The 23,309-nt window shown below is 71.4% G+C and carries 20 protein-coding genes and 1 pseudogene; 7 read left to right on the top strand and 14 right to left on the bottom strand.

Features of this window, described 5'->3' with window-relative positions; all coding sequences use genetic code 11:
• Nucleotides 1-11 precede the first annotated feature (11 nt).
• Both ACNNMR_RS36465 and ACNNMR_RS36460 read left to right on the top strand, forming a co-directional pair.
• Nucleotides 12-1,292: a glucarate dehydratase family protein gene (locus ACNNMR_RS36465; protein ID WP_419998974.1), complete on the top strand. Its 1,281-nt coding sequence runs from the start codon at nt 12-14 to the stop codon at nt 1,290-1,292.
• The gene (locus ACNNMR_RS36460) at nt 1,289-2,272 is read left to right on the top strand and encodes a 2-hydroxyacid dehydrogenase (protein WP_419998973.1); all 984 of its coding nucleotides are present in this window, start codon (nt 1,289-1,291) and stop codon (nt 2,270-2,272) included. Before ACNNMR_RS36465 ends, ACNNMR_RS36460 begins: the two co-directional genes overlap by 4 nt.
• Nucleotides 2,273-2,288: 16 nt before the next feature.
• On the opposite strand, the gene ACNNMR_RS36455 is transcribed toward ACNNMR_RS36460, so the two are convergent.
• The 6 genes from ACNNMR_RS36455 to ACNNMR_RS36430 are packed head-to-tail and all read right to left on the bottom strand — an operon-like array spanning nt 2,289 to nt 8,428.
• Nucleotides 2,289-3,005, bottom strand: a complete 717-nt coding sequence (locus ACNNMR_RS36455; protein ID WP_419998972.1) for a TSUP family transporter — start codon at nt 3,003-3,005, stop codon at nt 2,289-2,291.
• The gene (locus ACNNMR_RS36450; RefSeq protein WP_419998971.1) at nt 3,002-4,024 is read right to left on the bottom strand and encodes an ABC transporter ATP-binding protein; all 1,023 of its coding nucleotides are present in this window, start codon (nt 4,022-4,024) and stop codon (nt 3,002-3,004) included. The genes ACNNMR_RS36455 and ACNNMR_RS36450 overlap by 4 nt, the downstream gene beginning before the upstream one ends.
• The gene (locus tag ACNNMR_RS36445) at nt 4,021-4,998 is read right to left on the bottom strand and encodes an ABC transporter ATP-binding protein (RefSeq protein WP_419998970.1); all 978 of its coding nucleotides are present in this window, start codon (nt 4,996-4,998) and stop codon (nt 4,021-4,023) included. Before ACNNMR_RS36445 ends, ACNNMR_RS36450 begins: the two co-directional genes overlap by 4 nt.
• The gene (locus ACNNMR_RS36440) at nt 4,995-5,939 is read right to left on the bottom strand and encodes an ABC transporter permease (protein ID WP_419998969.1); all 945 of its coding nucleotides are present in this window, start codon (nt 5,937-5,939) and stop codon (nt 4,995-4,997) included. The genes ACNNMR_RS36445 and ACNNMR_RS36440 overlap by 4 nt, the downstream gene beginning before the upstream one ends.
• 10 nt (nt 5,940-5,949) lie before the next feature.
• On the bottom strand, nt 5,950-6,879 hold the full coding sequence (locus tag ACNNMR_RS36435) for an ABC transporter permease (protein ID WP_419998968.1): 930 nt from the start codon (nt 6,877-6,879) through the stop codon (nt 5,950-5,952).
• Nucleotides 6,880-6,895: 16 nt separating this feature from the next.
• Complete coding sequence (locus ACNNMR_RS36430; protein ID WP_419998967.1) at nt 6,896-8,428, bottom strand: ABC transporter substrate-binding protein; 1,533 nt, start codon at nt 8,426-8,428, stop codon at nt 6,896-6,898.
• Nucleotides 8,429-8,609: 181 nt separating this feature from the next.
• On the opposite strand from ACNNMR_RS36430, the gene kdgD reads away from it, so the two are divergent.
• The 3 genes from kdgD to ACNNMR_RS36415 all read left to right on the top strand — a co-directional run bounded on the left by kdgD (nt 8,610) and on the right by ACNNMR_RS36415 (nt 11,770).
• Nucleotides 8,610-9,524 carry a 5-dehydro-4-deoxyglucarate dehydratase gene (kdgD, locus tag ACNNMR_RS36425; RefSeq protein WP_419998966.1) on the top strand — a complete coding sequence of 305 codons (915 nt, stop codon included), beginning with the start codon at nt 8,610-8,612 and terminating at the stop codon, nt 9,522-9,524.
• 1 nt (nt 9,525) lies between these two features.
• Nucleotides 9,526-10,473: a 2-hydroxyacid dehydrogenase gene (locus ACNNMR_RS36420; protein ID WP_419998965.1), complete on the top strand. Its 948-nt coding sequence runs from the start codon at nt 9,526-9,528 to the stop codon at nt 10,471-10,473.
• 85 nt (nt 10,474-10,558) lie between these two features.
• The gene (locus tag ACNNMR_RS36415) at nt 10,559-11,770 is read left to right on the top strand and encodes an FAD-dependent monooxygenase (protein WP_419998964.1); all 1,212 of its coding nucleotides are present in this window, start codon (nt 10,559-10,561) and stop codon (nt 11,768-11,770) included.
• A gap of 19 nt (nt 11,771-11,789) precedes the next feature.
• On the opposite strand, the gene ACNNMR_RS36410 is transcribed toward ACNNMR_RS36415, so the two are convergent.
• The 7 genes and pseudogenes from ACNNMR_RS36410 to ACNNMR_RS36380 all read right to left on the bottom strand — a co-directional run bounded on the left by ACNNMR_RS36410 (nt 11,790) and on the right by ACNNMR_RS36380 (nt 19,887).
• A complete protein-coding gene (locus ACNNMR_RS36410) occupies nt 11,790-12,518 on the bottom strand; it encodes an ABC transporter ATP-binding protein (protein ID WP_419998963.1) in 729 nt (242 codons plus the stop codon).
• A complete protein-coding gene (locus ACNNMR_RS36405) occupies nt 12,518-13,342 on the bottom strand; it encodes an ABC transporter ATP-binding protein (RefSeq protein ID WP_419998962.1) in 825 nt (274 codons plus the stop codon). The genes ACNNMR_RS36410 and ACNNMR_RS36405 overlap by 1 nt, the downstream gene beginning before the upstream one ends.
• A 77-nt stretch (nt 13,343-13,419) precedes the next feature.
• A pseudogene (locus ACNNMR_RS36400) lies at nt 13,420-15,315 on the bottom strand (ABC transporter permease subunit); the annotation flags it as partial.
• Nucleotides 15,316-15,318: 3 nt separating this feature from the next.
• Nucleotides 15,319-16,536: an ABC transporter substrate-binding protein gene (locus ACNNMR_RS36395; RefSeq protein ID WP_419998961.1), complete on the bottom strand. Its 1,218-nt coding sequence runs from the start codon at nt 16,534-16,536 to the stop codon at nt 15,319-15,321.
• Between the two features lie 11 nt (nt 16,537-16,547).
• A complete protein-coding gene (locus tag ACNNMR_RS36390; protein WP_419998960.1) occupies nt 16,548-16,958 on the bottom strand; it encodes a roadblock/LC7 domain-containing protein in 411 nt (136 codons plus the stop codon).
• A 12-nt stretch (nt 16,959-16,970) separates the two neighbouring features.
• Nucleotides 16,971-19,388: a nitrate- and nitrite sensing domain-containing protein gene (locus tag ACNNMR_RS36385; RefSeq protein WP_419998959.1), complete on the bottom strand. Its 2,418-nt coding sequence runs from the start codon at nt 19,386-19,388 to the stop codon at nt 16,971-16,973.
• 232 nt (nt 19,389-19,620) lie between these two features.
• On the bottom strand, nt 19,621-19,887 hold the full coding sequence (locus tag ACNNMR_RS36380) for a hypothetical protein (protein ID WP_419998958.1): 267 nt from the start codon (nt 19,885-19,887) through the stop codon (nt 19,621-19,623).
• A 268-nt stretch (nt 19,888-20,155) separates the two neighbouring features.
• Between ACNNMR_RS36380 and ACNNMR_RS36375 the strand changes: the two genes are divergently transcribed.
• Nucleotides 20,156-20,923 carry a hypothetical protein gene (locus ACNNMR_RS36375; protein WP_419998957.1) on the top strand — a complete coding sequence of 256 codons (768 nt, stop codon included), beginning with the start codon at nt 20,156-20,158 and terminating at the stop codon, nt 20,921-20,923.
• On the top strand, nt 20,920-21,840 hold the full coding sequence (locus tag ACNNMR_RS36370; protein WP_419998956.1) for a transporter substrate-binding domain-containing protein: 921 nt from the start codon (nt 20,920-20,922) through the stop codon (nt 21,838-21,840). The genes ACNNMR_RS36375 and ACNNMR_RS36370 overlap by 4 nt, the downstream gene beginning before the upstream one ends.
• Before the next feature lie 30 nt (nt 21,841-21,870).
• Here the strand turns inward: ACNNMR_RS36370 and ACNNMR_RS36365 are convergent, their stop codons facing one another.
• A complete protein-coding gene (locus ACNNMR_RS36365; protein ID WP_419998955.1) occupies nt 21,871-23,304 on the bottom strand; it encodes a protein kinase domain-containing protein in 1,434 nt (477 codons plus the stop codon).
• Between the last annotated feature and the right edge of the window lie 5 nt (nt 23,305-23,309).

Here is a 23,309-nt window from a genome sequence, read left to right as displayed (position 1 = left end):
GTATCACGGACATGCCTGATTCCGCTTCGCACCGGATCATCGACGTGCGCGTGACGCCGGTGGCCTTCCGGGACCTGCCCCTGCTCAACAGCGTCGGAGTGCACGAGCCGTACGCGCTGCGGTCGGTCATCGAGGTCGTGACCGACAGCGGCGCCTACGGCCTCGGCGAGTCCTACGGCGACCTCGCGCATCTGCGGCGGCTGGAGCAGGCGGGCCGGGCGCTGGCCGGGCTTGATGTGTTCGACCTGAACGGGATGTGGCGGGCCGTGACCGCCGCCCTGGCCGCCGACAGCGGTCAGGGTGGGCACGGCATGAGCGGCATGGTGACGGACACCAGTGTCGCTGACCGGGTGTTCTCGCCCTTCGAGGTGGCCGCGCTCGACCTGCAGGGGAAGATCGTCGGACGGCCGGTCAGCGACCTGCTCGGCGGTGCCGTGCGCGACCGCGTCGCCTATAGCGCGTACCTCTTCTACAAGTGGGCCGGGCACCCGGATCTCGGCGAGGACGAATGGGGCGCCGCGCTCGATCCCGAGGGGCTCGTCCGCCAGGCGCGCCGCATGATCGAGGCGTACGGATTCACCGCGATCAAGCTCAAGGGCGGCGTCTTCGCTCCCGAGGAGGAGATCGAGGCGATGAAGGCGCTGCACGCCGCCTTTCCCGGCCTCCCGCTGCGGCTGGATCCCAACGGCGCCTGGGCGGTGCCCACGTCCATCAAGGTCGGCCAGGCGCTCGACGGCGTCGTCGAATACCTGGAGGACCCCACCCCCGGCATCGAGGGCATGGCCCAGGTGGCACGCGAGGTGCCGATGCCGCTGGCCACCAATATGTGCGTGGTCGCCTTCAGCCACCTCCCCCCGGCCGTACGACAGGATGCTGTCCAAGTGGTGCTCTCCGACCACCACTTCTGGGGTGGACTGCGCCGCTCGCAGCGCCTCAGCGGCATCTGCGAGACCTTCGGCATGGGCCTGTCCATGCACTCCAACTCCCACCTGGGCATCAGCCTCGCCGCCATGACCCACCTGGCCGCCGCCACCCCGAACCTCGACTACGCCTGCGACACCCACTGGCCGTGGAAGGACCCGGCGGAGGACGTGATCGTGCCGGGCCCTCTCGCCTTCCGGGACGGGGCGGTCGCGGTGCCCACCGCGCCGGGCCTCGGCGTCGAACTCGACCGCGACGCGCTCGCCCGCCTGCACGAGCAGTACACCGCCTGCGGCCTCCAGGAGCGCGACGACACCGGGTACATGCGCCGGTTCGAGCCCGGCTTCGACCCGGCGGTGCCGCGGTGGTGAACGCGCCGCTGGACATCCTGGTCACCGAGCCGGTGATGGACCGGTTCCGGGACGTGCTGACCGCGGGCGGCGGCCATCGCTGGACCTTCGCGTACGGAGACGATCCGGCCGCCCGCAAGGCGGCGGCGACGGCGGACGTGCTGGTGTGCTCGGCGGCGAGCCGCGAGCAGCTGGCGCCTATGGAGCGGCTGCGGCTGCTGCACGTCACCGGCGCCGGATACGACAAGATCCCGGTGGCCGCGCTGCCGCCGGGCGTCCAGGTGGCCAACACCTTCCACCACGGCCGCTCGATCGCGGAGCACGTGGTGATGGTCTCCCTGATGCTGCTGCGCGACGTGGCCCGCGCCGAGCGGAACATGCGGGCCGGCGTCTGGCACAACGCCATGGTCGACCACGCCTATCCGTTCGGCGGCGTCCTGTCCGGGCGGACCATGGGCGTCCTCGGGATGGGCGAGATCGGCGGCGAGGTGGCCCGTACCGCCAATGCGCTGGGGATGCGGGTACGGACCGTACGCCGCAACCCGGCCGCGCCGCCCCCGGCCGGCGTGCACCTCGACTGGGTCGGCGGCCAGCACCAGCTGCCCGAACTGCTCGGCGCCTGCGACGTGGTGGTGGTGACCGTGCCGCTCAGCGAGGAGACCCGCTCGCTCATAGACGCCGCCGCGCTGGCCGCGATGCGGCCGTCCGCGATCCTGGTCAACGTGGCCCGCGGCCCAGTGGTGGACGAGGCGGCACTGCACGCGGCGCTGAGCGACGGGACCATCGCGGGCGCCGCCCTCGACGTATGGTGGCGCAACCCGCGCGAGCCGGAGGCGCCGCCGCCCTCGCACCTGGACTTCACCGGGTTCGGCAACGTGGTCCTCACCCCGCACCAGTCCGGCCACACCGACGAGACCTTCCGCGGCCGGGCCCGGGACATCCGCGACAACATCGACGCCCTGGCCGCGGGCCGGCCGCTGCGCAGCCTCGTCGCCCGCTGAGGAGCGACGGGGCCCGCTACAGCAGCTGCGCCCCGATCAGCAGCACGGCGCCCAGGACGGAGATCCCGATGGCGGCGAGGCGGAGCCGGCGGGCGTCCAGGAACCGGTTGACGAAGCGCGACAGCGCATAGCCGAGCGGCAGCACCGGCGCCAGGGCGGCGGACATCAGCAGGGTGTGGGTGCCGATGGCACCGGCGAGCGCGAGCGAGGCCACCGACAGCACGGACCCGACGAGGAAGAAGCCGCTCATGGTGCCGCGCAGCGCGCGGGCTTCCTTGCCCTGCCACACCAGCGCCATCGGCGGGCCACCGATGGAGGTCGCGGTGCCCAGCAGCCCGGACGCGGAGCCGGCCAGCACCAGATTGGGCCGATGCGGCCGCGGCGCCCAGCCGAGGGAGGCCGAGGCGGCGCCGAAGAGTACGACCCCGGCGAGCAGCAGCCCCAGGACGCGCGGCGGCAGCGCCGCCACCAGCACCGCGCCTATAGCTGTGCCCGGCACCCGGCCCACCAGCGCCCAGCCGGTGCCGCGCAGATCGACGTGCTCCCGCTCGACCATCGTCACCAGCAGGGTGAGCATCGCCGCCTGGATAATCAGCGTGCCGGGGACGAGCCCGGGGTCGATCAGGGCCACCACGGGCGCGGCGAGCATCCCCATGCCGAAGCCGACGGACGCCTGCAGGCAGGACGCCAGCAGCACCGCGCCCGCGATGACCAGATAGCCGCTGACCGTCACTTGGCGCCCAGGCCTGCCGCCGGTTCCGGTGCGTTCTCAAGCGGGTGGAAGCAGGCGGCCGTATGCGCCTCGTCCCGCGAGTCGGCGGCCGGCTCCGGCGCCGCGGACGCGCAGGCGTCGGTCGCCTTCCAGCAGCGGGTACGGAACCGGCACCCCGACGGCGGGGACAGCGGCGAGGGAATCTCACCGGACAGAATGATCTGTTCGCGGCGCGCCTCGGCGTCCAGCGAAGGGGCGGCGGACATGAGCGCGGCGCTGTACGGGTGCAGGGTGCGGTCGAACACGGCCTGCGCGGCGCCCTGTTCCACGATGCCGCCGAGGTACATCACCAGCACCCGGTCCGCGACGTGCCGCACCACGGACAGGTCGTGGGAGATGAACAGGTAGGCGACGCCGAGCTGCCGCTGGAGGTCGTCCAGGAGGTTGAGGACCTGCGCCTGCACGGACAGGTCGAGCGCGGAGACCGGCTCGTCGCAGACGATCACGTCCGGGGAGAGGGCGAGCGCGCGGGCGATGCCGATGCGCTGGCGCTGGCCGCCGGAGAACTCCTGCGGGTAGCGGTGCTCGTCGCCCTTGCGCAGCCCCACCAGGTCGAGCAGCTCCCGCACCCGCGCCTCGCGCTCCTTGGCGGTGCGGTACAGGTCCTTGTGGGTGCGCCAGGGCTCGCCGATGATGTCGCCGGCCGTCATCCGGGCGTTGAGCGAGGCGAAGGGGTCCTGGAAGACCATCTGGATCCGGCGCCGCCACTCCAGCAGCCGCGGCCCCTTCAGCCGGAAGGGGTCGACGCCGTCGAAGCGGACGCTGCCGCTGTCGGGCCGCTCCAGCATCATCAGCGTGCGGGCCAGGGTGGACTTCCCGCAGCCCGACTCGCCCACCAGGCCGAGGGTTTCGCCGCGCCGGAGGTCGAAGGAGATGCCGTTCAGCGCGCGCAGCTGCCGCGCCTTGCCCCCGCTGCGTACGGGAAACGTCTTGGTCAGCTCGCTGACCTGCAGCAGGGGCTCCTCGACTACGTCACTCATCGCGTTACCTCGTTCGGGAAGTGACAGGCGGCGGTACGGTCCGGTCCGGTCTCGGCGGGTTCGGGCCGCTCGGTCCGGCACCGGTCCCGTACCAGCGGACACCGGTCCTGGTAGACGCAGCCGGCCGGGATCGCGTGCAGCTGCGGCGGGGCGCCGCCGATGGATTTCAGGTGCTCGCCGCGGGCGGCGTGCATGGGGACCGAGTCCAGGAGGCCCTTGGTGTACGGGTGCCTGGGCTCGTCGAAGACCGCGCGTACGGGGCCGGATTCGACCACGTTGCCCGCGTACATCACGACGACCTCGTCGGCCTGCTCGGAGACGAGCGCGAGGTCGTGGGTGATCAGCACCAGGCACATGTCGTGTTCGGCGCGCAGCTCCGCGAGGAGCTGCATGATCTGCGCCTGCACGGTCACGTCGAGCGCGGTGGTCGGCTCGTCGGCGAGCAGCACGGACGGGGACAGGGCGACCGCGATGGCGATCAGCAGCCGCTGCCGCATGCCGCCGGAGAACTGGTGCGGATAGGCGTCGACCCGGGTCTCCGGCTCCGGAATGCCGACCCGGGCCATCAGCTCGATGGCCTCCTTGCGGGCCTCCTTGCGGGACAGCCCGCGGTGGATCCGGAACGGCTCGGCGAGCTGGGTGCCCACCGTATAGACGGGGTTGAGCGCGGTGAGCGCGTCCTGGAAGACGATGGCCAGCTCGGGGCCCGCCATCGACCGGCGGGTCTTCTCACCGGCCCCGACCAGGTCGGTGCCGTCCAACCGCACCTGGCCGCCGCTCACTTCGGCCGCCGGGTCCAGCAGGGAGACGATGGCCTGCGCGGTCATCGACTTGCCGCAGCCGGACTCGCCGAGCAGCGCCAGGGTGCGGCCGCGCCGGGCGCTGAAGCTGACCCCGTCGACGGCGCGCACGCTGCCGTGCGGGGTGTGGATGTCGACGCACAGCTCGTCGACCTCTAGAGCGGTGCCGGTCACGACTGTGCCTCCTGGGTGGCGGGAGCGGTACGGGCGGCCCGGCGGCGGGCCTTGCGCGGCAGCGCCAGCCGCCAGCGCTGGGCCGGGTCGGTGGCCAGCCGCGCCCAGGCGGCCAGCACGCTCGCGGACACCGTCGTGATGACGATCGCCAAGCCGGGGAAGAACGTCAGCCACCACGCCGTCTGCAGATAGCTGCGCCCCTGGGCGACCATCAGGCCCCAGCTCACGTCGGGCGGCTGGATGCCGATGCCGAGGAAGCTCAGCGAGGACTCCGCCAGCATCACGTAGCAGAACTCCAGGGTGGCCAGGGTGAGCAGGGTCGGCAGCACGACCGGGAACACGTGCCGCCGGATGATGGCGCCGCTCGGGGTGCCGAAGGTGCGGGCCGCGTCGACGAACAGGCGGCTCTGCAGCTCGGTGGACTCCGAGCGGGCGGTGCGCAGGTAGACCGGGAGGCGGGTGAGGGCCAGCACCAGGACGAGGTTGGCGATGCTCGGCGAGAAGACGTACAGCACGACGACGGCCATGAGCAGCGAAGGGAAGCTCATGATGACGTCGGCGGCCCGCATCGCGACCGTCTCCCGCCGGCCGCGGTGGTAGCCGGCCCACATGCCGATCAGGGAGCCGATCACCAGGGCGATCAGCACTGCGGGGACGGCCACGCTGAAGGTGGTACGGGCGGCGACGACGAGCCGGGCCAGCATGCTCTGGCCGAGCGGGTCGGTGCCCAGCACGTTCAGCCAGCCGCTGTCGAGGGAGAACGGGGGCTGGTTGGCGTTGTCGAGATGCTGCTCGGTGGCGGCGTCGCCGAGCAGCAGCGGGCCGAACACCGCGGTCAGCACGACCAGGGCCAGCACCGCGGCCGCCGCGGTGGCGACCCGGTCGCGCAGCAGCATGCGGCGCAGGCCGACGCGGGCCGATGTGTCGTTCGGGGCACTCATGGAGCCCTCCTCAGGCCATCGCCGTATCGCGGACGCGCACATCGAGCAGCGCGTAACAGATGTCGATGATGATGTTGAGCACGAAGATGGACACGGCGGTGAGCAGCACCGCGGCCTGCAGCACCGCGAAGTCACGCCCCAGGATCGAGTCGATCATCAGCTTCCCGATGCCCGGCCACCCGAAGATCGTCTCCACCACCACGGCCCCGTTGATCAGTGAGACGGCGAGGTCGCCTGCGACGGTCAGCGCGGGCGCGGCGGCGTTACGGAGGGCGTGGTGGCTGACCACGCGCACGCTGCCCGCCCCCTTGCTGCGGGCCAGCCGGACGTACGGGGCGGACAGCGCCGAGATCATGGCGCCGCGCACCACCTGGGTGAGCACGCCCAGCGGCCTGATCACCAGCGTGGCGACCGGCAGCACCCAGGACAGCATGCCGTTGCCGACACCGGACGTCGGCAGGATGCCGAAGGTCACGGCGAAGACCCACACGCCGATGATCGCGAACCAGAAGTCCGGGACGCTGGCGGCGGTCATGGAAAGGAACGACGAGATGCGGTCGGCCACCGAGTTGGGGCGCCAGGCGGCCCAGCTGCCGATGACCACGGCGCCGACCGCGGCGATCAGCATGGTGGCGAAGGCGAGCTGCAGCGTGGCGGGGAAGGCCCGCAGCGCCATCGTCGCCGCGGACTCCCCGGTGCGCAGCGACTCGCCGAAGTCGAGCTGGAAGACGCCGCCGAAGTAGTCGGCGATCTGCTGCCAGATCGAGTCGTCGAAGCCGTTGCGCTCGGTGAAGGCCGCCCGTTGGGCCTCGGTGGCGGATTCGGGCAGGTACAAGGAAGCGGGGTCGCCCGTGAGCCTCGCGAGGACGAAGACTCCGAGCAGCACCGCGACCAACGGGAGGATGCTGGTCAGCGCGCGGCGGCGCAGGAAATGGAACAACGCTGTCCCCAGGTGATCAGTCGGAGGGTGTGAACTCGGCGAGCCTCATCTCGTCGCCGGTCGCGGAGTTCGGCTCGTACCGGACCCCCTCGGCGAGCGCGATGGTGCCGTACATGTGGGCGATATAGGCGTACTGGGAAATCTCCCGCGGCTCCTTCGCGAACACCCCGGCCAGCGCCTTGGCCCGGCCCGCACCGGCCAGCGCCTCGGCGTCGCGGATCCGCCGGTCGAAGGCGGCCGTGCCGCCGGAGCTCTGGTTGCCCTTGGCCAGGAGGTACTGGTCCATGGAGAAGGCCGCGTCGCCCGCCTGGTTGCCGTGCTGGATCAGCAGCAGGTACGGGCCCGCGTTCTTGGGGAAGGGGCGCTCCTGCAGCTCGACGCTGCCGGCGGTGTCCTTCATCTCGATCTTTACGTTGAGGCCGATGCCGGACAGCGTGTTCTGCAGGACCTGCATGGTCTCCTGCACCTTCGGGAACAGTCCGGTGCGGCTGATCAGCCGGATCGGCTTGCTCACGTCGACCCCGTCGGCCTTCGCCTCGGCCAGCAGCTTCTTCGCTTTGGCGAGGTCGGTCGGCCAGGGGGCGAGGCCCGCGCGGTATCCGGCGATCCCCTTCGGGACCAGCTGCGCCGCGACCTTCGCGTCCCCGCCGTACAGCGAGTCGACGATGCCCTTGCGGTCGATCGCGTAATTGACCGCCTGGCGCACCCGCTTGTCGTCGAGTGGCGCCTCGGTGAGCTGCATCCGCAGGGCGGTGGTCTCGTTGTTCGGGTACGCGTGCCCGGCGTCGCCCGCGCCGTCCTCGGGGCCGAGGGAGGTGGCGACCTCGGCCTCGCCGTTGGTGACCATCGCGGCGCGGACGCTGCTTTCGGTGCGCCACTGGTACTCGGCGGCCGTATAGGCGGGCTTCTTGCCCCAGTACCTCTTGTTGGCCCCCAGGGCGAGACTCGTGCCGGGCTGCCAGTCGGCGACGCGGTACGGGCCGGTGCCGACCGGCTCGCGCACCTTCTTGGTGGCGTCGGTGGAGGTCGGCACCATTTCGATGAAGGAGAGCCGCAGCGGGAGGATCGGGTCCGGCTCCGGGGTGGTCACCGTCAGCGTGCGGGCGTCGGGTGCGTCGACCTTCAGGTCCGTGTCGCCGAAGACGTAACCCTCCACGTTGCAGCCGAGCTTGGAGTTGACCGCCCGATCGATGGAGTACGCGGCGTCCTTCGCATCGAAGCGGGTGCCGTCGCTGAAGCGCACGCCGTCGCGGATCCGGTAGGTCCAGCGGGTGTCGGAGGTGCGTTCCCAGGATGTCGCGAGCTTCGGCTTGAGCTTGCCCGTGCCGGGGTCGCGTTCGGTGAGCGGCTCGGTGATGTTGGACCGTACGACCGACCCGGTCGACGTCAGGGAGGCCTCGCACGGCTCCAGCGTGGGCGGCTCCTCGGGCAGGACGACGCGGAGGGTGTCGCCGTCCGCCGTCACCGATTCGCTGTTGGCCACGGTGCAGGCGCTCGCGGCGAGGGCGGTGCACAGCGCGAGGGATACCGCTGCGTGCCGACGGGGCATGGGGTTCCTCCACCACGGGCTTGAATGGTCGCGTCCATGGATATAGACGCTGTTCCAATTTGTGGATGCACGGTAGGTGTGGCTTTTGAGCAGCGTCAAGAGATCTGACAGGAGAGACTGACTCCGGTTCTCATATGTAGACACCGTTCCTGTATGCGTTTCTTGCTGCTAGCTTGAGCCCATGGCCCACTTCTCGCCCGCTGAACTTCGTCATGCCCTCGGATCGGGGCTGCTGTCGTTCCCGGTCACCCACACCACCGCCGACCACGCCTTCGACGAGCCCGCCTACCGCGCCCACCTGCAGCGGCTCACCGGCTATGACGTGGCCGGCCTCTTCGCCCCCGGCGGTACGGGCGAGTTCTTCTCCCTCACCCACGCCGAGGTGGACGCGGTCCTGCGCGCGACGGTCGCCGAGGCCCGCGACGGCCTCCCCGTGATCGGCGCGGCCGGCTACGGCACCTCCACGGCGGTGGCGATGGCCCAGCAGGCCGAACAGGGCGGGGCCGACGGCATCCTCCTGCTGCCGCCCTACCTCACCGAGGTCGGCCAGGAGGGCCTCTATACCCACGTCGCGCGGGTGTGCGCGGCCACCTCCCTCGGCGTGGTCGTCTACCACCGCGCCAACGCCCGCTTCACCGCCCGTACCGTCGCCCGGCTCGCGGCGGAGTTCCCGAACTTCATCGGCTTCAAGGACGGCGTCTGCGACATCGACCTGCTGGCCGGACTGCACGCCGCCCACGGCGACCGCCTCGTCCTCATCGGCGGCCTCCCCACCGCCGAGACCTACGCCCTGCCGTACCAGGAACTCGGCGCCACCACCTACTCCTCGGCGATCTTCAACTTCGCACCGCAGTGGGCCTGCGACTTCTACGCCGCCGTCCGCGCCCGCGACAACGAGCAGGTGTACGCGCGGCTGCGCGAGTTCGTCCTGCCGTACATCGCCATCCGCGACCGGGCTCCGGGCTATGCGGTGGCGATCGTCAAGGCCGCGCTCACCGCCTCCGGGCACCCGGCGGGACCGGTCCGGCCGCCGCTGACGGATCTGACCGAGGCCGAGCAGGCCGAACTCGCGGCGCTCGTGAAGCAGGTGATCTGACGTGCCCTCCACCGTCCTCACGGTCGGCCCGCTCAAGCCGTCGCTCACCAAGACCCTGCGCACCGAGTACGACGCCCTGGAACTCCCGGACGAGGGCCCCGCCCGCGAGGCCTTCCTCGCCGAGCACGGCCCGACCATCACCGCCGCCGTCACCTCCGGCGGCTCCGGCGTCGGCACCGGCCTGATGTCCGCGTTGCCCCGCCTCGGTGCCGTGATCAACTTCGGCGTCGGCTACGACACCACGGACGTCGAACTCGCCCACCGCCGCGGCATCCTGGTCAGCAACACCCCCGACGTCCTCACCGACTGCGTCGCCGACACCGCACTCGGCCTCACCCTGGACCTGCTGCGCGGCTTCTCCGCGGCCGACCGTTTCGTACGAGCCGGGCGCTGGCCTCGCGAAGGCGCCTTCCCCCTGATGCGCCGGGTCAGCGGCGCCCGCATCGGCATCCTCGGCCTGGGCCGCATCGGCCGCGCCACCGCCATCCGCTTCGCCGCCCTGGGCTGCGGCATCACCTACCACAGCCGCCGACAGCTCCCCGACGTCCCGTACGCCTACGCCACCTCACCCGCCGAACTGGCCGCCGCCGTCGACGTCCTAGTGGTCACCACCTCCGGCGGCGCGGCCACCCGCGGCCTGGTCAGCCGCTCCGTCCTGGAGGCGCTCGGCCCCGACGGGTCCCTCATCAACGTCGCCCGCGGCAGCGTGGTGGACGAGGACGCCCTGGTCGAGCTGCTGACCACGGGCGGCCTCGCAGGCGCAGGCCTCGACGTCTTCACCTCCGAACCCCACGTCCCCGAGGCCCTCTTCCCCCTCGACAACGTCGTCCTCCTCCCCCACGTCGCCAGCGGCACCACCCACACCCGCAACGACATGGAACGCCTCACCCTGGACAACCTCGCCAGCTTCCTCGACCACGGCAAAGTGGTGACGCCGGTGCCCGGCTGAGATCCCTCAACGCCGCCGTATTCAGGGCCCGTTGCCCCATGCGATCATTGGCGCTCCGGTAGATCACTCGTCGAGGGGATCGATCATGCAGGGAGCCTCCGTCGCCATCGTGGGCGGGAGCATTGCGGGCTGTGCTACGGCGCTTGCGGCGCATCGGTGTGGTGCCGGGCGGGTGAGCGTGTTCGAGCGGGCCGGCAGCGAGCTGCGTGATCGGGGGGTGGGGATTGGGATCCACAATGCCCGCTTCGACGAGTTAGTGGCCGAGGGATATCTCGATGCGGCCGCGCCGTGGGTGCGGCTGACGCGGCGCGTGTGGACGGTACGGGACGGGGACGCTGAGCACGGGCGCGAGATAGGGGCTCAGCCCTTCCCCTTCCGGGGGTACAACTGGGGTTCGCTGTGGACCGCGTTGCGGCAGCGCGTGCCGGCCACCGTCGATTACCGGGCTGACGTCGCCGTGACCGCCGTGGATCCCGATGCCGATGGCGTGACACTGCGGCTCTCCGATGGCCGGGCCGAACGCTTCGACGCCGTCATAGGCGCCGACGGCTACCGGTCCGTCGTCCGCGAGGCGATGTTCCCCGACCTCACGCCCAGCTACGCGGGCTACGTCGGCTGGCGCGGCGCCCTCGACGGGGTGCCGGGGCCGGGGCCCGAGGGGGGCGATGCGCAGGTCGTGGGCTTCCCCGGCGGGCATTGCATGATGTACGTGATCCCGAGCGCCGGGGGCGGGCACCGGCTCAACTGGGTGCTTTACGCGTCCCCGCCCGCAGAGTTCGAGCTGGACCTGCGGACGCCCACGTCGCTGCCGCCGGGGAGCGTGGCGGCGGCCATGACCGCGTACCTGCGGGATCTCGTCGCCGAGCACTTCCCGCCCTACTGGGCCGAGCAGGTGCTGCGCACGCCGAGCGAGTCCACCTTCATCCAGCCGATTTACGACCTCGAGGTGCCGCACTACGCCGTCGAGCGGATGCTCCTCGCCGGGGACTCCGCGACGGTCGCCCGGCCGCACACCGGCGGCGGCACCGTAAAGGCGCTGCAGGACGCGACCGCGCTTGAGACGGCCGGGAAGTCCGGGAGCGACTGGGCGAAGATCGGCGAGGTCTATGACGGTGACCGCAGCGCCGTGGGAGGCACGATCGTCGCGCTGGGGCGGCGGTTGGGGCGCGCCCAGGTCGAGGAGACGCCGGACTGGGCGGGCATGCGGCAGGACGACCTGGATGCCTGGTGGACCGAGCAGAACGGCGGCTCGGACCGGCGCAGCGGCTTCGGCGGGCAGGCCCTGAAGCGCAGTTGACCGGCAGCTCTGCAGTCGATCAGCGACCCGCCGGCGCCGCGTCCAGCGCCAGCGCCTCATGCAGCGCCGCCGGGTCCGCCCGTACCTCATCGCCGTCCAGCCGGGCAGTGACCCGCCCCGACGTGAGGACCGTGATCGTACGGGCGCAGTGCACGGCCAGCGCCGGGCTCGGCGAGACCAGCAGCACGGCGATGCCGTCCTCCGCCAGGCGCGGGATCAGGTCCTGGATCTGACGGACGAGGGCGGGCGCGAGGCCCTCCGTCGGCTCGTCCAGTAGCAGCACCCGCGGGCTGCCCAGCAGGGCGCGCGCGAGGGCGAGCATCTGCTGTTCGCCGCCCGAGAGTTGGCTGCCGCGGTTGCCCATCCGCTCCGCCAGCCGCGGCAGCAGGTCGAGGACCCGCTCCCGCGTCCACGCCTCGCCCGCATGCCCACGCGCGGGCGGGCGGTGCGCGAGGCGCAGGTGTTCGGCGACCGTCAGGCGGGCGAAGACGCGGCGGCCCTGCGGGACGAGGCCGACGCCGGCGCGGGCGATGTGGTGGGCCGGCAGCCCGGAGACGTCCCGTCCGTCCACCACCACCGTGCCGGCGCGGGGGCGGAGCAGCCCCGCGATGGTGTGTACGAGGGTGGTCTTGCCCGCGCCGTTGTGGCCGACGACGGCGTGCACGCTGCCCTCGGGGACGGCGAGGTCCAGGGGCTGCAGGGCGGTGCCGCCCTGATAGCCCGCCGTGAGTCCGGCCGTCTGCAGCATCAGCGACTGCCCCTGTCCGCGGCGGTGGTGTCCAGATATACGTCCCGGACCTCCGGGTGGCGCAGCGCCTCCTGCGTCGGGGCCGAGATCAGCACGCGCCCTGCGGCGAGCACGGTGATGTCGTCGGCGAACTCCGTGACCACATCGGTGTGGTGCTCCACCAGCAGCACAGTCACGTCCTCCGGCAGCCCGGCCAGGACCGTCAGCAGGCGGGCGATGTCGCGGTCGGTCAGCCCGGCGGCGGGCTCGTCCAGCAGCAGCAGGCGGGGCGCGGCCGCGAGGGCGGCGGCGAGGTCGAGCAGCCGGCGCTGGCCGTGCGAGAGCGTCGCGGCCGGCCGCCCCGCCACGTCGCTCAGGCCGACGGCCTCCAGGTGGCTGGAGGCGGAGGCGGCCAGGCGGCGCAGCTGCGCCGGGCGGCGCCAGGCCGCGTGGTGGCGGCGGTGGTCGCGGTGGTGCCGCCACGCGGCCAGGATGACGTTCTCCAGCACGGTCAGCTCGCCGATCGCGACCGGCTGCTGGAAGCTGCGGGCGATGCCGAGGCGGCTGCGCTGGGCGGGGGCGGTGCGGGTGATGTCGTCGCCGGCCAGGGCGATGCGGCCGGCGTCGGCGCTGTCGGTCCCGGCGATGAGGTTCAGCAGGGTGCTCTTGCCAGCGCCGTTGGGGCCGATGATGGCGTGCCGGGCGCCCGCGGACAGGTCCAGGTCGACCGCGTCGACGGCCGTCAGTGCCCCGTATCGGCGGGTCAGGCAGGACGCCGACAGCAGGGGGGCCGTGCTCGGTGGACGGGTGGTCGGGGGGTGGTCCTCCTCGGTCGGCAGGGTCACGTAGTGGCCTCCTCCTTCTTGGGTACGGCCCGTACGGCACCCGCGGTCTCCCGGGTCTCTTCGGGCTTGCGCCAGAACCCCGCCAGCCCGCGCGGCAGCACGTACACGGCGGCGACGAACAGCACCCCGAGCAGCAGCGGCCCGTGCCCCGGCCACGAACTGGCCACCCAGTCGCGGGTATAGACGATCAGCCCGGCCCCCAGGAGCGCTCCGACCACCGACGTGGTGCCGCCGATGACCGCGGCGAGCAGCGCGAGTGCGGCGATCTCGAAGCCTGCGTCCGCCGGTGAGACGTACTGCTGGACGGTCACCATCAGCCCGCCGCCGATGCCGGCCACCGCGCCCGCGCCGGTGTGGGCCAGCAGCAGATAGCGAGAGACCGGGTGGCCGGAAGCGCGCATGCGCTCCTCGGCGCTGCGGGTGCCGATGAGCAGCTTGCCCGCCGGGGAGCGGAGCAGGAGCAGGGTGAGCGCGATGACGGCGGCCGTGATCGCGAGGATGTAGCCGTAGATGGCGCCCTCCTCGGTCAGCTCTCCCCCGCCCCACAGGCCGGCCGTCGGCGGGAAGCCCGCGAGGCCGTCGGTGCCGCCGGTGAGCGACTTCCACTGGCCGATGGCGGTGTTGGTGAGTTCGCCGACGGCCAGGGTGATCATGAGGACGGTGGTGCCGCGGGCGCGGATCACCGCCGGGCCGACGGCCGCGGAGAAGAGCGCGGCGGCCACGGCGGCGGCGAGCACCTGCACCGAGCCCGCCGTCCAGCCCGCGTCGGCGAGCAGCGCCGTCGTGTACGCGCCCACCGCGAAGGGCGCCGTCTGGCCGAGTGTGGGCAGCCCTCCGTAACCGGTCAGGACGGTGACGCTGACCGCCAGCAGGCCGAGGGCCAGGGCGTATCCGGCGAGGGAGAGGGAGTACGGGTCGAGCAGCCAGGGCAGCGATGCCGCGGCGGCCAGGAGGGCGAGAAGCGGCGCGGCCCGGCGGACGGCGGGCGGAAGCGCAGGCTTTCGTACGGTGCCGCCACCGGTGCCGCCACCAAGCCGCGCCGCGACCTGCCGCCGCACCCAGGTCGCCGGATCCCGCGGCGGATCACCGCCCCCCTCAGGACCGCCGGGCACCGCCTCGGACGCCCCCCGCGTCCGTACGATCAACACGACCGCCATCGCCCCGAACAGCAGATACGGCGCCCAGTCCGGCGCCACCGACACCCCGAGCGTCTGCACCTCCCCCACCCCGATCGCGGCGATCAGCGTCGCCCACAGCGACCGCAGGCCGCCGAGCACGATGACCACCAGCGACAGCATCAGCACGTTCTCCGCCGTGCCGGGCCCTGGCCCGATGATGGGCGCGCCGAGGACCCCCGCCGCCCCGGCCAGCGCACCGGCCGCCGCGAGGACGCCGGTATGCACCAGCCGCGGGCTGAGCCCGGTGGCGGCGAGCATCTGCGGGTCGTCGGCCGCGGCCCGTACCGCCGCGCCCGCCTTGGTGCGGGTCAGCACCCACGTGCCGCCCGCCGCCACCAGCACGGCCATGAGGATGAAGCACAGCCGGTAGGCGGGATAGCGGTGGCCGAGCAGCGATACGGACGTGTCCAGCGCGCCGGGGACCTGGACCGGCATCTCGTCCGCGCCGAAGAACTCGATCAGCAGATTGCCGCCGATCAGCGCCAGGCCGAAGGTCAGCAGCGCCTGATCGAGATGGCCGCGGCGGGCCAGCGGCGCGGTCGCCGCCGCCAGCAGTCCGCCCGCGGCACACGACGCCGCGGTGCCCGCCACCAGGCCGATCGCCAGCCCTGCCCACGTGCCGTCGCTCAGGTCGGCGCCGACGTAGGCGCCGACCGCGTACAGCGTGCCGTGCGCCAGGTTCAGCACCCCGGCCGTGCCGAAGGCCAGGCTCAGGCCGGCGGCGACGACGAACAGCAGCAGCCCGTAGGCCACGCCGTCGACCGCCGGCACGAGCTGGGCGTCGAACGGGTTCATTTGTCAGCTGCCGAGGGTGGTGAGGTCCTGCATCATGACGTTGGCCAGCTGCTTGCCGTCGCGGCGGACCTGGCGGAGGTACCACTTCTGCACCGGCGAGTGCGACTTCGCGCCGAACTCCCAGGTGCCGCGGGGGCTGTCGATCTGCCCCAGACCGTCGATGGCCTTGTTGATCGACTCCGGGGTCACATCGCCCTTCTTGTCGGCGTCGGCAATCGCCTTGTCCAGGACCGCGGCGGCGTCGTACGAGGCCATCGCGTACTCGCTGGGCGGCGTGTCGTGCTTGGCGGTCCAGTCGGCGACGAACTTCCGGTTGGCGTCGTTGTCCAGGTCGGCCGCGTAGTTGAGGACGGAGTAGATGTCCTTGGCCGCGGGGCCCATCGCGGCGAGCAGGCCGCCTTCGGTGAGGAAGCCGGTGGAGTACAGCGGCAGGTCGGCGGCGTCGGACTGGGCGTACTGCTTGACGAAGTCGAGGGCGGCCTTGCCGGCGTAGAAGCAGTACACCGCCTTGGCGTCCGTCTTGGCGATGTTGTTGAGGTACGGGGTGAAGTTGGTGGTCTTCGGGAAGGGCGTCCAGGTCGTCTTGCCCTTCGGGTTGGCCAGCTTGCCGCCCACCTTTTTGAACTCATCGGTGAAGCCGCCGACCTGGTCGTAACCGCCCTGGTAGTCGGGGCCGATCGCGTAGACCGGGCCGTCGACCTTCTCCTCGATGTGCTTGGCGATCGCGGTGCCGGGTTCCTTCGACAGGAAGCTGGTGTGCCAGACGTTGCTGACGTCCTTGACCGGGGGGCGGCCGTTGGAGCTGACGAGCGGGATCTTGGCCTGCTCCACCAGCGGCAGCACGGCCTTGTACGAGCCGTTGGCGACGATGCCGGTCAGCACGTCGACCCGGTCCTTCTTGATCATCTTGGTGGCCGCGGGCACGGCGGTCGGCGGGCCGTCGCCCTCATCGCCGACGGACAGGTCGATCTTGTGGCCGCCGAGCTTGCCGTCGTGGGTGTCGAGGTAGAGCTCGAAGCCCTTGCGCTGATCGACGCCGACGGCCTCATACGTACCGGAGAGCGAGGCCAGCAGGCCGACCTTGATCGTGTCGTCGCCGGAGCCGCTGCCGCCGCTGCTGCACCCCGCGGCGGCCGCGAGTGCGAGCACGAGGGAGACGGCACCGGCGGCGTGGAGTCTGCCGCGGGCTGGTCGCCGGGATATGGAGGGGTTCACGTACATGAGGACTCTTTTCAGGAGGCGGGCTGCGCGCTGTTGGGCCGTACTTCGGGGGTCAGGGCGTCGCCGACCTGGTTGATGAGCTCGGACATCACGTAACTGACCTCGCCGATATCCGCGTCCCGGGTGGTGGTGACCAGGAGGGACGCGCCGCTGGAGACCGCCATGGAGAACATGTAGCCGCCCTCCATCGCCGTGAGGCTGTGTTCCACGGGATCGGTCTCGATCAGCTGAGCCGCGCCGTTGAGCAGGTTCACGATGCCGGAGGCGATGGCTGCCAGGCGGTCTGCGTCGTCCTGGTGCATCTCGGTGTGGGCGATGGCAAGTCCGTCCACGGAGACGGCGATCGCGTGGGTGACCTCTGGTAACCGGCTGGCGAAGTCGTTCAGCAGCCAGCTCAGGTCGGCGGCGGGTGGGGTGCTCATCGCGTGCTCCATCTATCTGTCGTCATCTTTGGTGGAACGGCCGGGTCTCGCCGAGGATGATCCACTACGGCCCTCGGTGCTCCGGCTGATCCCCTGGGTGTACGCGGCCAGCACGTCGGAGATCTGCCGGGCGTCCCGGCGGCGCTGCGGACCCTTGGCCTTGGCGGCGGCCCGCGGCCCGGTCTTGGCGGCGCGGCCGGGGACCGGCGCGTCCGCGTCGGCGGGCTGCTTCGCCCGCACCGGCAGGCCCGCGGCGCTGGTCCCGGCGATCCGCTTGGCCGGGTCGTACTCCGGCGGGGGCTGCAGCCGCCTGGCCGGGGCTTCGTCGGGGGGCCGCGGCTGTGCTCGTTCGGCGACGGACGTGCCGCCGCCTGGAGCTGGTACGGACCCGAGCCCGCCGGCGCCCGCACCTGCGCCCGCGCCCGCGCCTGCGCCCGCGCCCACGAGCCGCCGACCGGCCCGGCCGGGCTGCGGGACGAACGGGGAGAAGTCCTCGGGCACGCCCAGCCCACCGGCCCGTCCCTGATCGGTGGCGCCTTCACCGGCCACCTCGACCAACAGCTCCGCCGGCAGCGTGACCTCGGCAATCGTCCCGGGCCCCGAGGAGTCCCGCAGTTCCACCACGATGCCGTGGCGGGCCGACAGCCGGGAGACGACCTGCAGGCCCATCGCCCGTACATCCCCGAGGTCGGCCGTCGGCTTGGCGAGCCGGGCGTTCAACGCCTGCCGGCGCTCGGGCGAGATGCCCACGCCCTCGTCGACGACCTGCACCACCGCGCGGTCGACCAGCGACCAGACCGCCACGCCGACCTGGCGGTCGGGCGGCGAGTACCGGGTGGCGTTGTCGAGCAGCTCCGCGAGGATGTGGGCGAGGTCGTGCACAGCGCGCGCGGCGATGCCGATGCCGGGCTCGACGGTGCCGAGGGACACCCGGTGGAAGCGCTCGATCTGCTGGGCCGCGGCGACGACGACGGTGGCGCACGGCGCGTCGGACGTCCGCACCCGGGCGTTGCCGTAACCGCCCAGCACCAGCAGGCTGTTGGTGTTGCGCTCCATCCGGATGGCCAGGTGGTCCAGGGCGAACAGGGTCTGCATCCGCTCCGGGTCCGCCTCGTCGCGCTGCACGGCGTCCAGCTCGGAGACCATGACGGAGGTCATCTGCGAGCCGCGGCGCGCCACCCCGACGAGGGTCTCGGCGAACTGGTCCCGCACGTGGGCCTGCTGCGCGGCCAGCCGTACCGCCTCGTAGTGGACGGCGTTGAAGGCCTCGCCGACCTCGCCGATCTCGTCGTCGCCGGTGGTGCGCACGGGGCTGCCCGAGCTGTTGGCGACGTGTTCTGGCTTGGCGCCGCCGAGGGCGCCCGGCTCGGCGAGCTCTGCCATGATCGCCGGGAGCCGCTGCTCGGCGACGACACGTGCCGCGTTGCGCAGTTCCCGCAGCCGGCCGATCATCACCCGCCCGAGCCGTACGGCGACGGTGAACGCGCCGACCAGCGTCAGCAGCACCACGAGCACTTCGCCGACGGCCCACCACGTCAGTGTGGTCCGGGTGTCGTCGACGGTGTCGTGCACGGAGGCGTCGACCCGGCGCTGGACCGGTCCGAGGAGCGCCAGCCGGTCGGAGCTGGCCTCCAGCCACGTGCGCGGCGAGAGCATGAGCTCCTGCCCGGCGCTGGTCCGGCCGACCTCGTCCTCCAGGCGCTGCGCCGCGAGGGCGTCGGGCCCGGCCATGCTGCGCTCCAGCCAGGTCCGCCACTGCTCCGGGCCGAGCGCGTACATCTCCCGGACCGCCTCGGTGTGCCCGAGCCGGGTGGCGTCGAAGGCCCGCTGCGCGGCCGGGGTGAAGCCGCCGCCGTGCAGGGCGCGCTGCACCACGACCTGCTGCTGGGCGAGGTGTTCGGTGGCGCGGGAGAGGGCTGCGGCGGCGCGGATCCGGTCGGCGGTGTCCGCGTCGACGCCGTCGGCCTGCGCGATGCCGTCGCGGTAGTCGATCAGGTCGGCGATCGCGATCCGGTAGCCGAAGGCCAGCGCGGAGATGGCGCTGGAGCCCGCGCGCACCTGAGGCCGCAGCGAGAGCAGCTCTTCCAGCGAGCCGTCAATGCGGTCAAGTGCCGTGGCGGCCTTGTCCGGTACGTCGGAGAGCCCGGCCCGCTCGTGGCGGTAGTCCGATATCGCGTCATCGGTCGCCGCGGTGCTCTTGGCGAAGGCCACGTCGTCGTCCTGCGACGCGACCAGCGCGGTCGCGGCTGCCCGCTCACGCTGTAATCGCGACGTGAGCTGCGCGGCGGCGTCGGCGGCGGCGACCATCTCGGTCAGCCGATGTGCCTGAACGGCCTGGTCGACCGCGGGGGTCAGGGCGCGTAAGGAGAACGCGACGGCGACCGCGAGCGGCACGCTGACCAGAAGTATGAGCCGTCTGCTGATTCTCACTCGACGGCCCCTGCGTGGGTGGGGCCGGAGTGCGGCGTTGTTATCACGGAAGTGACCTAGGTGCGGGGGCGGTTGAGGGGGGTGACGCAACGTGACGCAAGATGCACGTGCGTCAGACGATGCGCTCCGATGCTATGCGGGAATTGTCAACTACGGGCGAGTAACTGATCAGAAATCGAATGTTCCAGGGCGAACGGCAGCTGTCCACCCTCTGCGGGACTGACCGGCGCGGTCAGTCCCACTCCGGGTGGGACGCGGGCGAGAACCGGAACCGGGGATGGCCGGCGCGACGGTAGCTCCCCGCGACGATGTCCTCGGTCAACTGGCGCAGGTGCTCCCGGTACTCGGGACAGTCCTCGAGCCGCTCGTGGGTGCAGCCCATCACGTGCCCGAGGAAGCCCTGCCAGAACTCGATCACCGCAAGCTGCTGCACGCCGCCCTCATCGCAGCTCAGGTACACCGTGCCCATGCTGATGGCCCCCGGCTGCATGGGCGGCACGCGCCGACCCCCGTGCGGCGCGTGCCGCCACCCCTGCCAACCGATGGGGGCACGCAGTCGTGGTGTCGGGGCAGTCACAGCAGACGGCTGGAGTCCCGCCCGAGGCACGCCTGAGTGGGTGCGAACCAGCCGTCCGTACCCCCTTCATGGACCGCCGGAATCCTCGCAGAGCGGTGCGGTGTTTCGCCCCCGACAGATGTCAGGTCCGGTACGGGCGACGCCGGCTCTACGGTGCCGGGGAACGAGCGTGGGCAACCGAACTCGGAGTGTGGAGGCGCAGGCGATGGCGCGGGAGCCGGATATGCCACCGGAGCGGGGCTCGCGGAATCGCTGGTGGGGATTCGGCGTCGTCATCGTGGTCAGCGCCGTTACCGTCGGGCTTATCAGCGCGGGTGCGAAGGGCTCAGACGTCACGGGCCAGCTCTCCTTCGGCCTCGCGCTCCTGGCATACCTGGCGCCGCAGGGCGTGGAGAAGCTGTGGGCACGCATCACCGACACCGACAATGAGGAGCCCGACAATCAGGATCCCGCCCCCGATCAGGAGCCCGCCCCCGATCGGGACCCCAGCTGGATGCAGCGCTTCTGGGGGCGCGTCAGGAATATCGCCCCGATCGCTCTGGGCGCCCTCGTGGGCGTCAGCGTGCCCGCGGTGCTCTGGTACGGGATCCACAAGCCGGATGCGAACGTGACCGACCAGGTCGGCGTCACCGCCGGCCGCGGGATGCAGAACGGCAGCACAGCGATCCTGTCCGTACCGAAGAATCCCGACCGCGATGCGCTGTCCCTCACGCTGATGCTCACCAACTCCCGCGGCTTCGGTGACTGCGTGGTGCCGGCAACGCTCCGCGCCACCCCCATCATCGACGGCCGCACCACCGACCCCGTCACCCTGCGCTCGGGGAAGGAAACGCGCCTGCCGTTGGGGAAGATCGAACGCCAGGCCCGCGTGACACTGCGCCTCCACGAACCGGACCGTTCCTGCAACGTCGACCTCGGCGTCGCCGAGGCCGTGCTCTACAACAGGGGGATCCTGTGATATTCAGCCGCTCCGCCTCGCGGCGGCCAACCTCAAGGTACTTCGCCCTGCTCGCCGCGGCACTGCTGGCGCTCGCCGCACTACCTGCGTGCAACGACAGCGACGGCGATAGAGATGATGGCGGTGACAGCACGGGCGGCACGGAAGCGGCCGCCTCTCCGGCCGCCGACACCCCCGTCGTGGCGCCAGGCGCGCAGGTCAACGTCGGCGTCATCGGGGATCTGCCGGGTTGGAGCGAACTGGACACCGAGTCGAACGAACTGAAGGGCTTCCAGGCCGACCTGATGTATTGGCTGGAGGACCAGTTACGGATCCGCGTCACCCCGGTCCAAGTCACCTTCGAGCAACGCCTCCACTACATGAAGACCCACAAGGCCGACATCATGCTGGCGAACTTTGCCATGACCGACGAGCGCCGCAAGGACGTCGACATCGCCGGACCGTACGTATTCAGCGAGCAGGGAGTCATGACCGCCAAGGACGGACCGCAGATCCGCACTCTCAAGGACCTGGGGGGTAAATCCGTGTGCACCATGCGAGGCACCACCTCGCTGGAGCAGCTCAGAGACAACGTCGCTGTGAAGAAGACAGTCGTGGAACACGCCGGCCTCTCCAAGTGCGTTTCCGATCTGAAGCAGGGCGCCGTTGACGCCGTCGTCACCGCCCAGGTCGACCTGCTCGGGTACGCCCAGAAGGACGAGGACCTTCGCCTGCCGGACGTGCAGTTCGGGGCGCAGGACCGCTTCGGCATCGCCGTGCCCAAGGGCGACAGGGAATCCTGCGAGCGCCTGACCCAGGCCCTCAAGACCTTCATCGCCAAAGGCGACTGGAACCAGTATTTCCGCGAGCACTTCCCCGACGAACCCATCACGCCGCACAGGCCCACCCCGGACGAGCTCACGCCCTGCGATGACTGAGCGGCACCTGCACGTCGACCTGGCCGCTTGTCATGGAATATACGTAACTTCATGCCATCGCTGATGATCGCTGGTCAACCGGCAAGGGAGGGTTTGCAGGCCATGTATGCCGTCGTGGAGGCACTTGCCGGTGTCTCGGCTTCGAACGGAGAACGTCCCCTCCTCGTTGGCGAGGACGACCCAGCTCAGCGGCTGCGCGGTGCTGCAGCGCTGGGTGGTGAGCACTACGCCGTCGTCGTAGAGGCACTTGCGGGTGCTGGTGTTCTCGATGTGCTGGGTGGCGGCGGTTACGTCTCGGATCCGCCACTTCTGGAAGTCGAAGCCGTTGCACGGATATCCGCGCAGGCCATACTTGTCGCTGTCATCCATGCACGCCTTCGTGGCGATGTTCTGGAAGGTGCGGACGCTGCCGCCGGCGATCGGGCCGGAGCCGACCGGCGTGCGAGCCTCTTGGCTGCTGGCCGCATCGCCGGCCAGCAGCGTCACGAGGGCAGCCACGCCGACCAGCCATGCGGAGCCGAGCGTCCACCGGGCCATGCCCAATGGGCTGCGTGCAGGAGGGGATGCGCTGCGCAGAGAATGGACTCTCTTGGCTAGATCTTGTGCGGTCAGCGCCGCCCGGGACTCGTGATCCGGGCGCAGGCAGTCCGTGATCAGAGGACGCCATTCCGGTGGGACGGCGTTATCGAGTCGCAGCCTCTCGCGTCCGCGCGCGTAACTGCCGGCCGCGATGGCACGGGCTCGCGCCGTGCCGCCGGGGAAGGGATGCAAGCCGCCGGTAAGTATCTGATGGGCCACGACGCCGAATGCCCAGATGTCTGCGGAGGGGCGCAGCGGCGCCCCGCGCAGCGAGGGGCGCTGCGACCACCACTCGGGTGGTACGTGGTCGAGCGAGCCGAGCGGCGGCACGTAGGCGTGGGTGCCATCCAGCTCGGCGCTGAGGCCGAAGTCTGCGAGCCACACCCGGTTGCCGTTGGCGAGCAAGATGTTGGCGGGTTTGAGGTCGCCATGGACCCAGCCGCGGGTGTGGACATGGGCGAGTCCGGCACTGATTCCGGTGAGCAGGTCTGCGGCGTTGGGCATCGGCGTGCCCGGGGCGGCGTTGGTGAGCAGGTCCTCAAGGCTGCGTTCGGCCCGGTCCATGATCAGCGCGGTCACACCGTCGAGCTCGGGGTACTGCGAGTCCTGGAGGGTGACCACGGCGTAGGTGCGCACGATGTTGGGGTGCTCGGCTGTGAGACTGAAGCGGACCTCGCGGTGCATCAGCTCGTCCATCGATGTCCGCTGCGCCGGCGTGAGCAGATCGGTGCGCAGCACTTTGATGGCGGCCTGGGTCTGGTCACGCGTGTGTTCTGCAGCGTAGACGCTGCCCCAACTGCCATCTCCGATACGCGCGATCACACTCCAGTCGCCGACCCGGTAGCCGCGAGGGAGATCGAGCGGTGGTTGTTTGCCCGTGTGCATCCCGG

This window comes from Streptomyces boninensis (assembly GCF_048572725.1).
GTDB lineage: Bacteria > Actinomycetota > Actinomycetes > Streptomycetales > Streptomycetaceae > Streptomyces > Streptomyces boninensis.
Note: the sequence above shows the minus strand (reverse complement) of the source record. Positions and strands in the feature narration are given on the sequence as shown.